The organism is Embleya sp. NPDC059237 (genome assembly GCF_042754105.1).
Classification (GTDB): Bacteria; Actinomycetota; Actinomycetes; order Streptomycetales; family Streptomycetaceae; genus Embleya.
In genome coordinates this window covers 227,162-240,501 of the sequence record NZ_JBHZAE010000014.1, presented here as the reverse complement: position 1 = coordinate 240,501, position 13,340 = coordinate 227,162, and the positions used below count along the sequence as shown (strand labels likewise).

The window sequence follows — 13,340 nt, the reverse complement described above, 5'->3', positions numbered from 1 at the left end:
CTCGATCCACCGGGGAAAGCCGCATGCTCCGCCACCGGGCGCCACGAATGAGAAGACCCACGCCTGACGCGGCACCTCGGGTACGGGCCGCTCACCGAACTGCCCACTGCGCGGCGGCATGGCTCTTCCGCGAGGCCGACGAAACCCGCGCCGCCGCCACCGCCACGACCGATCCCGCCGGCGGAGGTGGACCACACGATCGCGGTGCATGTACGCGCGGTGTTCCTGGCCCCGCAGGCGGCGGCGCGCCACACATGAACCCGGACGACGTCGCCGCAACGGTCGCACACCTCGCGGGCCCCGACGGCCACCGCATCGCCGGGACGAGCGGCACCGGAACGCCCGGAGCGCCGCCCCGCAGACCCCGAATCCCGGAAAGGCCGTCGCCGGCGGGATCGAGTCCGGCCACATCGATGCTCGAACCCTGCGCGCACCGCACGCGAACCCCACGGCGGCCGGGCCGTGACCACTCGCGTGCTCAGCGGCGGTACGCCGCCGTCGCGATCTCGACGAAGGAGCGGATCAACGGGTTGCCGTCGCCGTCGTTCCACACCACGACCACCCGGCTCGGCGCCATGTCGACCAGCGGAACCACGGTCAGGTTCTCGGGTAGCACGTTCTCCGCCAGGCCGTGTCCCAGCGGAGCCAGCCCGACGGTGCTGTTCCAGAGCACGGCCTGCACACACTCCTGGACGACGCGCACCACCGGGCCCTCGCGCGGCTCGCCGCCGTTCCAGTACGACTGCCAGATCGGATCGGTGCCCGGTGGGAACTGGAACCAGCGACGGTCGCCCAGATCGGCAATCTCCAGACGGTCGCGTCGGGTCAGCGGATCGTCGGCGCGCAGTACCGCACCGACCGGATCCGCGCGCAACTCGCGCAGCGTCAAGGCCGTCTCGTCGAACGGCGCACGCGTCAGGGCCACATCGACCAACCCGGCGCGCAACCCACAGGTCGGGTCGGTCAGGTCCGCGTCGCGGATGCGGATGTCGACACCGGGATGACTGCGGCGGAAGGCGGTGGCCAGCCTGGTGATGCCGGGATCGCTGCTGTCCCCCAGGATGCCCACGGTGATCCCCGCCAGGCCGGCCGCCGCCACCACGCGCGCGCGGAGGAGGTCGGCCTGCCCGAGCAGCGCCCGCGCCTCGTCGAGCAGTATCGCCCCCACCGGCGTGAGCGTGACGCCGCCGGGCGAGCGGGCGAACAGCGCGGCCCCGATCTCGGTCTCCAACTGCTTGATCGCCCGACTCAGCGGCGGCTGGCTCATGTGCAGCCGAGCCGCGGCCCGGCCGAAGTGGAGTTCTTCGGCGACCGCCACGAAGTAGCGCAGGGTACGTAGCTCCACGCTGCAACGATACCCGTACGGTATCGGCGCGCCGGAATGGGTCTTGGACAGCGGCGGAGCCCCGGCGGTGCACTTGGAGCATGTCCTACGAGAACACATCCGCTGAAGCGAAATCCGGTGAACCGCAGGCCACCCACCCCGGTGTCTCGGTGGTCGGCCCCGACGACGGCGAGGTGATCATCATGGCCACCACGCGCATGCGAGTCCTCGAGGACGGCAGCCACACGGAGCACCGTCTCGGGGTCACCGAATCCATCCTCGCCCCGCACACCTCGGGGCCGCCGCAACACCGCCATGCCCTGCACGACGAGGGCTTCTACATCGTCTCGGGCACGTTGGTGTTCACCATCGGGGACACGCGGCACGAGGCGACCGCGGGCACACTCGTGGTCGTCCCGCGCGGAGCCCCGCATACCTTCGCCAACCCGACCGACCAACCCGCCGTCCTGCTCAGCATGTTCACCCCCGACCTCTACGTGCAGTACTTCCGAGACCTCCAGACCCTGACCGCGGACGGCGGACCGCCGGCGCCACGGGCCGGCCTCGAGACGATGAGCCGCTACGCCACCGTGGCCACCACCGACTTCGCCTGAAGCCGGTGGCGTGACCGGGCGCCCTCAATCCCTCGGCAGCCCTTCGGCGCCCGGATCGCTCACACACGCCCATCCACGACCTCCGGGCCGCCCCGGACCCGGCGGGTCACCCCCATGCGGTGACCCCGAACGGAGATCATGAACATCGCCTATTGGATCGTCGCCGGCCTGCTCGCCTCCTTCTACCTCTACGCGGGTGGGCTCAAAATGGTCCGCAGCCCCAAGCTGCTCCGGCCGATGATGGCCTGGGTGGACCGGATACCGCTGCCCGCCGTCAGGGCACTGGGAACGGTCGAAGTGCTGGGCGCCGTCGGCCTGCTCCTCCCGCCGGCGACCGGCATCGCCCCCTGGGCGGCCCCCGCCGCGGCCATCGGGTTCACCCTGCTGCAAATAGGCGCGATCGCCGTCCACTTGACCGGCGAAGACCGCCGAATCATCCTCAACATCGGGCTCGTCACCGCTGCCGCCGCGACCATCTGGCTCGCCACCGCCCAGCTGTGATCGAGCGGGGAACTTCGTGATGCGGCGGGCCGGTACGGCCGAGGTCGCCCCGTTGAGCGGGGGCAGAAGCCGAGCAGTCCGCAGGTGGTCGCCGCGTTCGACCACCTCGACCGCGTCAACCACACCCACGCGGTCACCACTCGCACTCTTCGCGCTCTCACGAGGCCCTGGGCGAACGCGTCGCCTGGTGAACGGAGTTGCTGTCGGCACAGTTGCGCGGTCCGGATCCGGGTACACGTCTGGACGCGGGGCGCATGAGCCGCGACCCGATGGCCACGCGGCGTGGCGACCACACCGACCTGGTGACGCTGGTCGCCAGGCAACTCGACACGAGCGACGGGGAGTTGGCCGCCGCGGCCCGACCGGCCGGCCGGGCCGCCCGGGCCAACCGGGCCGGCGCCCTCGTCACCGCGAACCTCGGCGGTTCGGAACGACCGTCACCGGCCTCGCGAGCCGCCGAGGATCGGCGTGGCTGTCGGGGCTTCCCGACTATGCGATCGGGAAATCGAAATAGGTGTCCGGGTAGGGCTCATCCTTCAGCGTGTAGTGCCACCATTCGCAGTCGTACGCGCTGAACCCGGCGGCCTCCATGATGGAGCGGAGATATTGTCGATTGGTCGTTTCGACCTCCGTAATACCCCGTGCTCCGTGGTGCGAGATCGGGTCCATCAGGTCGTGGTGGCCGCCCATCGGAGCCAGGTCGCCGGTATCCAGGTGGTAGAGCGTCAGGTCGACGGTACTGCCGCGGCTGTGGCCCGACTTGGCGGCCACATACCCCTTTTCGAACATCTCGGCTCTGTCGATATTCGGATAGTGTCGTGGCTTCGTCCGACCGTCCTCCGCCCGGGTCGACCAGCTCAGGAATCGGTCGACCGCGCGCTGGGGGCGGTATCCGTCCCACAGAAGCAGGTCGAACCCGACCGATGCGGCCTCTTCCCGCGCCCTTTTCAGGGCCGCGCACAAGGCCCTCGTACCGACGATGCGATTGGCCGAATACCCGTCCACCGGCTTGCCGATGAAGTTGTCCCAGGTGGCGTACTTGGCGTCCCACCGCACCCCGGGGATCAGCTCGTCGACGAAGGCGAAGTCGTCGTTCATCGATTCTTTCCTTCGATCGCCAACGACACCAGCCGATCGATCACTTCGGACAACGGGAATCCGGCGGCTGCCATCATGCGCGGATAACGGCTGTACGAGGTGAGCCCGGGAAGGGTGTTGACCTCGTTGAGGACCACGTTTCCGGCCGGCGTGAGGAACATGTCCACGCGGGCCAGCCCCCGGCAACCGAGGGCACGATAGATGGCCTTGGCCGTTTCCTGGACACGAGCGCGCGACTCCGCCGGGATGTCGGCGGGCACGATCGGTGTCGAATTGTCGGAGCCTCTTTCGGGCGCCGCCTCCTGGTGGATCTTGAAGAATCCGTGCGACAGCGCGATACGATCCACTTCGCCCGTGATCAATTCCGGATCGTTGCCCAATATCGCGCAGCCGACCTCGCTGCCGACGACGGCCTCTTCGATCAGGATCTTCGAGTCGTATCGACGTGCCTCGGCGATCGCATCGGCCAGTTCTTCCGGCCGGGATACCTTGCCGACCCCGAACGACGATCCGGAACGGGCCGGCTTCACGAACGCGGGATAGAAAATCCCGTCGGCGTCGACCTTCTCGTGCGCCGTGACGGCGATGAAATTCGGCGTGTCGATCCCCGCGCCTGCCGCGATGGCGTAGGCAAGGGATTTGTCCATGCACAGCGCGGAGCTTTGGATGTCGCAGCCCACATAGGGTATTCCGGAGAGTTCGAGCAGACCCTGCGGCGCGCCGTCTTCACCGTGCTTTCCGTGCAGCACCGGCAACACCACATCCAGGCGGATCGTCTCGTAGCGACCCGACTCCAGAAGGAGCAGTCCCTGCACGCTCGGGTCCGGTGCCAGTACGACCGGACGGCAATTGCCGCCTTCCCAGTCCGCGTCGGGGCCGTCACACAGCTTCCAGGCTCCGCCCTTCGTGATCCCGACCCAGAAGGGCAGATACTTTTCCGGGTCGAGGTTCTGCGCGACCAGCTGCGCCGATTTGACGGAGATGGGGTGCTCTTCGGAGCTGCCCCCGAATATGATCCCGATTCTTGTCTCAGCCACGCTGATCCCCGTTCTCGAACTTCAGGCAGTTGACGATGGAGTTTTCGACCGTGTCCCGGAGGGCGTGATCCGTGTAATAGGCGGTGTGCGGGCTGACCAGGGCGTTCGGAAGTTGGTGCAGCCGCAGCAACGACTTGCTTTCGACGGGCTTGTCCCGGCGGTCGGCGTAGAAGATTCCTTCCTCTCCTTCGAGGACGTCCAGCGCCGCGCCACCCAATTCGCCGCGTTCCAGCGCCGCGATCAGGGCCTCGGTTTCGATCAGTGCACCGCGCCCGGTGTTGACGATGAAGGCACCGTTCTTCATGTGCCCGATGCGTCGGCCGTCGATGAGGTGGTGGGTGTCCGCGGTGAGCGGTGTATGCAGCGTCACGATGTCGCTCACGCGCAGCAGTTCGTCGAGGTCGACGTAATCCGCCGCGACCTTGGGGGTGGTGTCGTGGGCCACTATCCGGCAGCCGAAGCCCCGCAGTCTGTCCACGACGGCCGCACCGATGCGCCCCGTTCCCACCACCCCGACGGTCAGGTCACGCAACTCTTTCCCGCGCACATCGTTGAGTGAGTAGTCGTGCGCGTCCGCACGGCGGATGATGGATCTGGCATTTCGCAGTGCCATCAGCATGAGCATCAGCGTGTAGTCGGCCACACTGTCCGGGGAATAGACGACATTACCGACGGAGATTCCGACGCTCTCCGCGTATTTCACATCGATATGGTTGTATCCGATGCTTCGTGTGGAGATATACGCCACGCCGACCCGGCTGAGCGCGAGGAGGGTGGCATCGGCGATGCGCGTCTTGTGGCCCACGCTGATACAGCGGTTCCCCGACGCCAGTTCGATATTGGCCTCGGCGGGCGCTGCGGCGGTAATGGTCGGCACTACGTCGAATCGGGGTGACATTTCTCGGAACAGAGCGGCCTCGTCCCGCTCACATCCATAGATCGTGATTCCCGTGGTTCGAACATCCGAAGAGGAAGCAGAGGAAGCGGAGGACGAGGACGCCGCAGATCCGGTGCGGCGGGCCTCGGTTCGTATCGGATCGCGATAACTCATGACACCCAGTAAAGGCGGCATGGCGTTGTCGGAACGTACGCGCTTTTCGATATGCCGACGCTACGTTACCCACAGGTATTATCGTGCGCACGGAAAACCCGCGTGGTTCGGCGCGAACGCGGCGTCATCGCCCGCGACGCCTCATGTACAGATCGAAGGCCCGGTAGACCATCGGTCGCAGGGGCAGGTCCCACTCGCCGACATACCGCACCGCCCGACCGCCGGTGCCGACCTTGAACCGGATCAGGCCCACGTGCGGATCGTCGGCATCGAGGGTGGGGGTGATGCCGCGCAGGTCGTAGACGTCGCAGCCGGCCGCCAGCGAGTCGCGGATCATCGACCACTGGCACGCGTTGGAGCCGCGCACCTCGCGCTTGGCGGTGGAGGACGCGCCGTACGAGTACCACGCGTGCGCACCGACGCGGACCAGGATGGTCGCGGCGACCGGATCGCCCTCGTGCCGAGCCACGTAGAGCCTGATCCGCTCCGGATCCTCCGCGCTCATCGCCGCGAACATGCTCTCGAAGTAGCGCAGCGGTCGCGGAATGAAGCGGTCACGTTCGGCAGTGTGCACGTAGAGGTCGTGGAACGCCGCCAGGTCCGCGTCGATCGTGACCTCGACGCCCTCCTTCTCGGCCTTCCTGATGTTGCGACGCCAGAGCTGGTTCATGCCCCCGAGCAGGTCGTCCTCGGTCCTGCCGGCCAGCGGAATCTCGTACTTGAACTGCGGCTGGCCGAGCCCGAAACCGTCCTCCGGGCTCTGCGGCAACCATCCGGCGTCCCGAAGCCGGCTGCTCACATGGGCGCCGACCGGGTCGGGCGAGCGGCCGGGGATGTCGGTGAGCCGCCGGATGCCCGGATCGGCGGCGCCCTCCTTGACCTGTTCCGCGCTCCAGGTGTCCATGCGCACCGGCGGGCACAGCCGGATCGCGAACGCCCCGCGTGCCTTGAGGTGGGCCGCCAGCGGGTCGAGCCAGGCGTCGATGTCGCCGGTCCAGTCGATGGTCGGCCCCTCGGGCAGATAGGCGAGCGTGTACCGCTCCAGCCGCGGCACCGGACGGTGCAACACGAGCCCGGCGCCGACCAGCCGCGGGCCGTCGTACCAGCCGACCGATTCGTTGCGCCACTCGGTCTTGACGCGGCCCCACGCCGGGGTTTGAAGGAAGCTGACCGAGCGCTGTGCGCGCACGAACGCCAGATGCTCGTTCGCGCCGATCGACGCGACGGTCAAACGTGTCCCCGCGGCCGGGGAGTTGCGGCGGGGTGCGGTTCGGCTCATCGGTGCCTCGCCCCCGCGCCGGTCCGGTGGGGAGGGGAGGTACACGGCGGTGTCGGCCGGTGGTAGGACATTGCGCCAGTGAAGGCGGCGTGCCGTTGCCGATACGTATGCACTTTTCGATAGACCGACGATATGCCGCGCCTCGTAGCATCGGGGCATGCGTGTGCTGATCGTCGAGGACGAGCCCTACATGGCCGAAGCCATCCGCGATGGCCTGCGCCTGGAGGCGATCGCGGCCGACATCGCCGGAGACGGCGACACCGCCTTGGAGTTGCTGAGCATCAACAGCTACCACATCGCCATCCTCGACCGGGACATCCCCGGACCCTCGGGCGACGAGATCGCCACCCGTATCGTCGCCTCCGGCAGCGGCATGCCCATCCTCATGCTCACCGCCGCCGACCGCATCGACGACAAGGTCACCGGGTTCGAACTCGGCGCCGACGACTACCTCACGAAGCCGTTCGAACTGCGCGAACTGGTACTCAGGCTCAGGGCCCTGGACCGCAGACGGGCACACAGCAGGCCCCCGGTACGCGAGCTCGCGGGTGTGCGGCTGGACCCCTTTCGCCGGGAGGTCTACCGCGACGGGCGCTATGTGGCGCTGACGAGGAAGCAGTTCGCCGTGCTCGAAGTCCTCGTCGCCGCCGAGGGCGGGGTCGTCAGCGCCGAGGAACTCCTGGCGCGGGCGTGGGACGAGAACGCCGACCCGTTCACCAACGCGGTACGCATCACGGTCTCGGCGCTGCGCAAACGGCTCGGCGAACCCTGGATCATCCTCACCGTACCCGGCGTCGGGTATCGCATCGACACCCAACCGGCGCACGATCGCGAGGGCAACGACCGTGCATAGGGCGTCCGTACAGCCCCTGGGCAAGGCGCCTCCGCCGGCCGTGCACAGCACACCCGAGCAGCCGCCGGCGCGGGCTCCCGGACTGAGCGCGCGCCTGAAACTCACCCTCAGTTACGCCGGCTTCCTCATGCTGGCCGGCTTCCTGCTGCTCATCGTGCTGTGGTGGTCCATCTGGCGGTATGTGCCCTACAAGCCGATCAGGGACAGCGACGGTCTGGTCCCTCGGCACGGTCGCATGATGTTTCTGCGCACCTTCATGCCGGTCGCGACCACGATCATGAGCTTCCTGTTGGTGTTCGGTCTGGTGGGCGGATGGATTCTCGCCGGCCGCATGCTCGCCCCCCTCACCCGCATCACGGACGCCACGCGCAAGGCCGCCGACGGGTCGCTCTCCCACCGGATCCGGTTGCGCGGCCGCAAGGACGAGTTTCGCGAACTCGCCGACACCTTCGACGCGATGCTCGCCCGGCTCGAGGAACACGTCGCCGAACAACGAAGATTCGCCGCCAACGCGTCGCACGAACTGCGCACCCCACTGGCGATCTCGCAAACGCTTCTCGATGTGGCCCGCAACAATCCGATCCACGACCACGGCGAACTCGTTGCCCGCCTGCACGCCGTCAATGCCCGGGCGATCGAACTCACCGAGGCGCTGCTCGTGCTCAGCCGCACCGACCAGGGCTCCGTCACCCGCGAACCCGTCGACCTGTCGCTCCTGGTGGAGGAAGCCGCCGAAACACTGCTCCCGCTCGCCGAGAAACGCGGCGTCACCATCGACGCCTCCGGCGAGATCACCCCCACCGTCGGGTCGCCGGCGCTCCTGCTCCAGATGACGACGAACCTCGTCCACAACGCCATCGTGCACAACCTGCCCGAACAGGGCGTCGTGTGGGTGGAGACCTGCGTGCGCCCGAACAAAGTGGTGCTCACGGTCGAAAACAGCGGCGAGGTGCTTTCCGCACAGCTGGTCTCCACCCTCACCGAACCGTTCCAGCGCGGCACCGAACGCATCCGCAACGACCACGCGGGCGTCGGCCTGGGGCTGGCGATCGTCAAGAGCATCGTCCGGGTACACGACGGATCCCTCGTCATCACCCCACGCCCCTGGGGCGGACTGCGCATCACCGTCGAACTGCCCACCACGACGCGCGTGTCCGTCCCGAGGGCACGGCATGCGGGCGCGACACCGTGAGCGGGCCCGCCGAGGTCGGCCGCGTGGGCGAGGATGGCGTCGCTCTGATCGGCCGCGTAGGCCGAGCACTGGCCGGCGTTGCTGCCGCCAGGGTCGCCGAGCAGGGTTGGCGAATGTAGGCGCGGCCCGAGGCAGACTTCATCTGAACGCCACCCACGACAAGTCCGTCACCCACCGCCACGACCTCGAACATCGCCGACGCCCCGTCAGGGAGCCCAGCATGACCGCGACCCGCCGCCTCATCTCGCCCCGCCGCTGGACCCCTCCCCCTGCCCCGGCCGACCATGGACGCACACAGGTCACCGGCCGCTTCGTCGTCGGCCGCCGCATCCCGACCGGCGGCCACGGTCCCGAGGACGTGATCTTCGACGAGCGGGGCCGAATGCTCGCCGGCCTCGACGACGGCACCGTCGTGCGCATCGACCCGGCCACCGGCGCCCGCACCGTGCTCGGGAACACCGGAGGCCGTCCGCTGGGCCTCGAACCCTCCGCCGACGGCGGCGTCCTGGTGTGCGACCACGATCGCGGGCTGCTGCGCATGTCCGCCGACGGATCGGTCGAAGTGCTCGTCGACACGGTCGAGGACCGGCCGCTCACCTTCGCGAGCAACGTGGTGGAAGGCCCGGACGGGACCGTCTGGTTCACGGTGTCCACGCGCCGCTGGGACCTGGAACACCACCTCGGCGACTTCCTGGAGCACTCCTGCACCGGCCTGCTCGTCCGCCGCGACCGCGACGGCACCGTCACCGTGCTCCGCAACGACCTCAAGTTCGCCAACGGCCTCGTCCTCGCGCCGGATGCCTCCCACCTCCTCGTGGCCGAGACCAGCGGGTACCGGGTGAGCCGCTACCGACTCACCGGACCGAACGCCGGCGGCATGGAGCCCTTCGTCGACAACCTCCCCGGCCTGCCCGACAACATGAGCCTGGGCCGGGACGGATTGGTGTGGGTGTCGATCGTGGCGCCCCGAAACGCGCTGCTGGACCGGTTGTTGCCGCTGCCGGGCTTCCTTCGGCTGCTGGTGTGGAACCTCCCCGAGGCGATCCGCCCCGAGGCCGCTCCCATCGCCTGGGTGATGGCGTTCGACCTCGACGGCCGCCTCGTCCACGACCTGCGCACGGACGACGGTTCGTACGCCTTCGTGACCGGCGTCGCCGAATACGACGGAACACTGGTCGCAGCCGGCCTGCACGAGGACGACATCGTCGTCCTGGCGCGCACACCCCCGGCCGAGTGAAAAGTCACCGGAGGACAGGACGAAGCGGCGGCCGGGCGTTATCTGCGAGTCCCGGAAACCTCCCAGATCCGTGGGATTTCGCTGCCCGAGCGCAACGGCGAGGATAACGACAGCGCGTTCCGAACCGGGTGCAGTCGGTGGTCGGCCACCCGCACCGGTGCGGTGGATCGCGCCGTCCAAGCACGTCCCGATCCCTCGGGACGCGGCATCACTCGCACTCCGCACGAGATGGGACGAACACGCAGATGAGACGCAGCGTAACGATTCTCCGCGAACGAACCGGGCCGGCGCCCGGATCCAGGGGTCGCGCCGGACTGGTTCGCCTGGTCGCGATCGGCGCACTCTCCCTCGGCACGCTGGGCGTGGGCGCCGCGTCGGCCTCCGCCGCCGTCGAGGCTCCGGCCGGCACCGACCCCGACGTCGCCGCCGCCTACCGGTGCGATGTCGTGTACACCACCGCCTACTACTCCTGGATCACCACCGGCCACAGCCACATCGACTCCATGCTGCACGCCGAGCGGAGCTACTCGGCCTGCGATGCAAAGCGCCAGACGTACCTCGTCCGTCCCGGTGATCTCCGTCCCGACAAACCGATCATCATCGACCCGAGCCTGCTCACCCAGGTCCGACCGTAGCCGCACCACCGCACCGCCGCACCGCCGCACCAATTCTTCTACCGGAAAAGCGAGTTGATCCCATGAAGATCCGTCGCATCGCCACCGCGATCGCCGGCGCGGCCGTCCTGGCCCCGGCGCTCGTACTGACCGCCGGCTCCGCGGCACACGCGAACCCGCCCTACGCGCACTCCAAGTTCGAGCGCTGCACCATCGACTGGAACAACAACTACTGGTCCGGCGGCGAGGCCTTCGCCCGCGGTCAGTGGAAGGCGTGCATGGCCGAGTAACCGTCCCGCGCCCCGGGCGCCGGTCGCGGCCCACCGTGGGTTTGCGGGCGGCGCTCGTCGGGGCCCGCCTGTGGTCGGTGGAGCAATCTGTGCACGGAGCGGCACGTGTTCCCCCGGAGGGGCGGCCTCCGCATCGGGTCCGCTCCGTAAGGTGGGGATCGGAAGCCGCGCCCGTCGGTCGAGAGGCCGAGGGCATGCCGAAGCAGGAGTCTCCGTGGACCACGAACCCCACCCCGGACGGGAACCGGTCGTGCTCGAACCCTTGGTGCGCGCGTTCGTGGACGAGCACCGGCGCGTGGCCTCGACCGGGGAGGACGGCGGGCGCTCGACCGCGCGGCCCGACGATGGCCTCCCGGGACGGTACTCGAAGACATCGGGCATCACGGCCGGCCTCACGTCCGGCATCCACGCCGCGGACCCCGACGTTGAGGAGGCGACGCTGACGGTGCCCGTTGCGCACGACGACCGTCAGGTCGTCCGCGTCCTGCGCCCCGTCGATGCCGACGAGCCACTGCCGGTGATCCTGTATGTACCCGGCCCGTCCCGGACACGGACCCACGCTCCCCCGCAGCGGGCGTTCGAGCGCGACCTCGTGCTCGGCGCGGATGCCGCGGTCGTCGTCCTCGACCCGCCGCACCCCCACGGCAAGCGCCATCCCGCCGCGGTGGAGCGTCTCCACACGATCGCCTCGTGGCTCTTCGAACACGGCGCGGACGCGGGACTCGACCCGCGTCGCGTCGCCGCCGTCGGCGTGTCCACCGGGGCGAACCTGGTGGCCGGCCTGACCCTGGCCACCCGGCGCCACGGCGGTCCGCCGCTGCTCCAGCAGGTGCTGATCTGCCCGACCACCGATGCCTCGGCCTCGGCCTCGACGTCCTGGTATGCCGAGTTCGTGGACGGCTACGTCCCCGATGCCGGGCTCCGCGACGAGAGCACCGTGTCGCCGCTGCGCGCCGGCGTCGACGAACTGGCGGGCCTGCCTCCCGCACTGATCCTGGTCGCGGAGGCCGACGTCCTGCGCCACGAGGGGGAAGCGTACGCCGCCAGGCTGCGAACCGCCGGTGTCCCCGTGGTCTCGCTGCGCTATCACGGGACGATTCACGCCTTCGTCGCCCTCGACGCGCTGCGCGACAGCCATGCCTCCCGGGCGGCGCGCGTCCAGGTCGTCGACACGCTGCACGTCGCCTTGCACGCCTGGCGCGGTTGACCGACCCGACGACGGAATCGGCCCGCTCGGGAGCCGGTCGACGCGACATCGGGCGTAGGTCGGTCGACCCGACCTCGCGCGTGAGTCAGTTGACCTAACGCCACCCGTGGACGCCGCGTCACGATCATCGAGCGGCCGGTCCAGCGCCGTACGACGGCGACGTGGGCGGAGTGACGATGCGGCCTGTCATGGTGACGGAACCCTCGCGGGCCGAGGCGACATCCGGGCCGTCGGCCAACCACCCAGGACTGCGGGCCCGCACGGTATGCCTCCTCGACGGGGACGGACTCCCCGATCTCGGGGGTGAGGCGAACGCGGACACGATCGTGGTCGCGATCCCGATCTCCGGATCGCTCGCCGTGGCCACCGACGACGGCGACGACGTTGTCTCGACGGGCACTCTCCTCGTCGTCGACGGCCGGTGCCCATCGACGTTCGCCTCCGTCGGAGCCTGCGAACTGGCACTCGTGGCGTTCGCCCGGGCACTGCTGACCGAGCCGGACCCGGCCATTCGGCGAGCGACCGGGCGTGTCCTCGACGCCGAGCGTGGCACCGCCGCCCTCGTCTCGTCGGCCGTGGTGTCCCTGTGCCGAACCTCGGGGTCCGACGTCGTACCGCTCGACCGGATGAGCCATCACGTGGCGGACCTCGTCTCGACGCTGATCGCGGAACTCGCCGAGAACCCGCGGCCGGCTCGTGCCGACGAGCTGATGGCCGACATCCGCTGGTACGTCAACTGCCACCTCGGCGACCCGGAGCTGAGCCCCGAGAGCATCGCGGCGGCGCACTACGTGTCCGTCCGCTATCTGCACAAGCTCTTCGAGGGGGAAGGCGTCACCCTCGCCCGCTGGATCCAACGGCGTCGTCTGCACGAGTGCCGTCGGGAACTCGGGCGTACCGGCCGGAACTCCGTGAAGGTCGCCACCGTGGCCCAGCGCTGGGGTTTCGCCAACCCGGCGCATTTCAGCCGGGCCTTTCGCGCCGCCTTCGGTGTCTCGCCCCGGGACTGGCGCGAGTCGCGCACCACAGGGCACCAGGGCTGA

The 13,340-nt window shown here is 69.1% G+C and carries 14 protein-coding genes; 9 read left to right on the top strand and 5 right to left on the bottom strand.

The window, feature by feature from the left end; translation table 11 throughout:
- Positions 1-478: 478 nt before the first annotated feature.
- Positions 479-1,330 (bottom strand): LysR family transcriptional regulator, encoded by an 852-nt coding sequence (locus ACFXKZ_RS36370; protein ID WP_380006879.1) that lies wholly within the window; start codon positions 1,328-1,330, stop codon positions 479-481.
- 95 nt (positions 1,331-1,425) lie between these two features.
- On the opposite strand from ACFXKZ_RS36370, the gene ACFXKZ_RS36365 reads away from it, so the two are divergent.
- Both ACFXKZ_RS36365 and ACFXKZ_RS36360 read left to right on the top strand, forming a co-directional pair.
- Complete coding sequence (locus ACFXKZ_RS36365) at positions 1,426-1,938, top strand: cupin domain-containing protein (RefSeq protein ID WP_380006676.1); 513 nt, start codon at positions 1,426-1,428, stop codon at positions 1,936-1,938.
- Between the two features lie 138 nt (positions 1,939-2,076).
- Positions 2,077-2,439, top strand: a complete 363-nt coding sequence (locus ACFXKZ_RS36360) for a DoxX family protein (protein ID WP_380006673.1) — start codon at positions 2,077-2,079, stop codon at positions 2,437-2,439.
- A gap of 489 nt (positions 2,440-2,928) precedes the next feature.
- Here the strand turns inward: ACFXKZ_RS36360 and vanX are convergent, their stop codons facing one another.
- The 4 genes from vanX to ACFXKZ_RS36340 form a co-directional block, all read right to left on the bottom strand.
- Entirely contained in the window at positions 2,929-3,537 is a 609-nt protein-coding gene (vanX, locus tag ACFXKZ_RS36355) for a D-Ala-D-Ala dipeptidase VanX (protein ID WP_380006670.1), read from the bottom strand.
- Positions 3,534-4,574 carry a D-alanine--(R)-lactate ligase gene (vanA, locus tag ACFXKZ_RS36350; RefSeq protein WP_380006667.1) on the bottom strand — a complete coding sequence of 347 codons (1,041 nt, stop codon included), beginning with the start codon at positions 4,572-4,574 and terminating at the stop codon, positions 3,534-3,536. Before vanA ends, vanX begins: the two co-directional genes overlap by 4 nt.
- The gene (locus tag ACFXKZ_RS36345; RefSeq protein ID WP_380006664.1) at positions 4,567-5,625 is read right to left on the bottom strand and encodes a D-isomer specific 2-hydroxyacid dehydrogenase family protein; all 1,059 of its coding nucleotides are present in this window, start codon (positions 5,623-5,625) and stop codon (positions 4,567-4,569) included. Before ACFXKZ_RS36345 ends, vanA begins: the two co-directional genes overlap by 8 nt.
- A 124-nt stretch (positions 5,626-5,749) precedes the next feature.
- On the bottom strand, positions 5,750-6,904 hold the full coding sequence (locus ACFXKZ_RS36340) for a lipid II:glycine glycyltransferase FemX (protein ID WP_380006661.1): 1,155 nt from the start codon (positions 6,902-6,904) through the stop codon (positions 5,750-5,752).
- A 157-nt stretch (positions 6,905-7,061) separates the two neighbouring features.
- Here ACFXKZ_RS36340 and ACFXKZ_RS36335 point away from each other — a divergent pair, with 157 nt between their 5' ends.
- From ACFXKZ_RS36335 to ACFXKZ_RS36305, 7 genes are all read left to right on the top strand, one after another.
- Positions 7,062-7,757 (top strand): response regulator transcription factor, encoded by a 696-nt coding sequence (locus ACFXKZ_RS36335; RefSeq protein WP_380006658.1) that lies wholly within the window; start codon positions 7,062-7,064, stop codon positions 7,755-7,757.
- Positions 7,758-7,884: 127 nt separating this feature from the next.
- Positions 7,885-8,949, top strand: coding sequence for a sensor histidine kinase (locus tag ACFXKZ_RS36330; RefSeq protein ID WP_380006876.1), 1,065 nt, complete (start codon positions 7,885-7,887; stop codon positions 8,947-8,949).
- 220 nt (positions 8,950-9,169) lie between these two features.
- Positions 9,170-10,186, top strand: coding sequence for an SMP-30/gluconolactonase/LRE family protein (locus ACFXKZ_RS36325; RefSeq protein ID WP_380006655.1), 1,017 nt, complete (start codon positions 9,170-9,172; stop codon positions 10,184-10,186).
- A gap of 245 nt (positions 10,187-10,431) precedes the next feature.
- Entirely contained in the window at positions 10,432-10,821 is a 390-nt protein-coding gene (locus ACFXKZ_RS36320) for a hypothetical protein (protein WP_380006652.1), read from the top strand.
- A 62-nt stretch (positions 10,822-10,883) separates the two neighbouring features.
- Positions 10,884-11,090, top strand: a complete 207-nt coding sequence (locus ACFXKZ_RS36315; RefSeq protein WP_380006649.1) for a hypothetical protein — start codon at positions 10,884-10,886, stop codon at positions 11,088-11,090.
- 214 nt (positions 11,091-11,304) lie between these two features.
- The gene (locus ACFXKZ_RS36310) at positions 11,305-12,297 is read left to right on the top strand and encodes an alpha/beta hydrolase (protein ID WP_380006646.1); all 993 of its coding nucleotides are present in this window, start codon (positions 11,305-11,307) and stop codon (positions 12,295-12,297) included.
- Between the two features lie 188 nt (positions 12,298-12,485).
- Positions 12,486-13,340, top strand: coding sequence for a helix-turn-helix domain-containing protein (locus ACFXKZ_RS36305; protein WP_380006643.1), 855 nt, complete (start codon positions 12,486-12,488; stop codon positions 13,338-13,340).

Excerpts from the sequence above, each read along its gene's own strand:
- vanX (WP_380006670.1), bottom strand. The coding sequence starts at position 3,537 with ATGAACGACGACTTCGCCTTCGTCGACGAGCTGATCCCCGGGGTGCGG.
- ACFXKZ_RS36330 (WP_380006876.1), top strand. The coding sequence starts at position 7,885 with ATGCTGGCCGGCTTCCTGCTGCTCATCGTGCTGTGGTGGTCCATCTGG.
- ACFXKZ_RS36305 (WP_380006643.1), top strand. The coding sequence starts at position 12,486 with ATGGTGACGGAACCCTCGCGGGCCGAGGCGACATCCGGGCCGTCGGCC.
- ACFXKZ_RS36345 (WP_380006664.1), bottom strand. The coding sequence starts at position 5,625 with ATGAGTTATCGCGATCCGATACGAACCGAGGCCCGCCGCACCGGATCT.
- ACFXKZ_RS36335 (WP_380006658.1), top strand. The coding sequence starts at position 7,062 with ATGCGTGTGCTGATCGTCGAGGACGAGCCCTACATGGCCGAAGCCATC.
- ACFXKZ_RS36365 (WP_380006676.1), top strand. The coding sequence starts at position 1,426 with ATGTCCTACGAGAACACATCCGCTGAAGCGAAATCCGGTGAACCGCAG.
- ACFXKZ_RS36320 (WP_380006652.1), top strand. The coding sequence starts at position 10,432 with ATGAGACGCAGCGTAACGATTCTCCGCGAACGAACCGGGCCGGCGCCC.
- ACFXKZ_RS36360 (WP_380006673.1), top strand. The coding sequence starts at position 2,077 with ATGAACATCGCCTATTGGATCGTCGCCGGCCTGCTCGCCTCCTTCTAC.
- ACFXKZ_RS36340 (WP_380006661.1), bottom strand. The coding sequence starts at position 6,904 with ATGAGCCGAACCGCACCCCGCCGCAACTCCCCGGCCGCGGGGACACGT.
- ACFXKZ_RS36325 (WP_380006655.1), top strand. The coding sequence starts at position 9,170 with ATGACCGCGACCCGCCGCCTCATCTCGCCCCGCCGCTGGACCCCTCCC.
- ACFXKZ_RS36315 (WP_380006649.1), top strand. The coding sequence starts at position 10,884 with ATGAAGATCCGTCGCATCGCCACCGCGATCGCCGGCGCGGCCGTCCTG.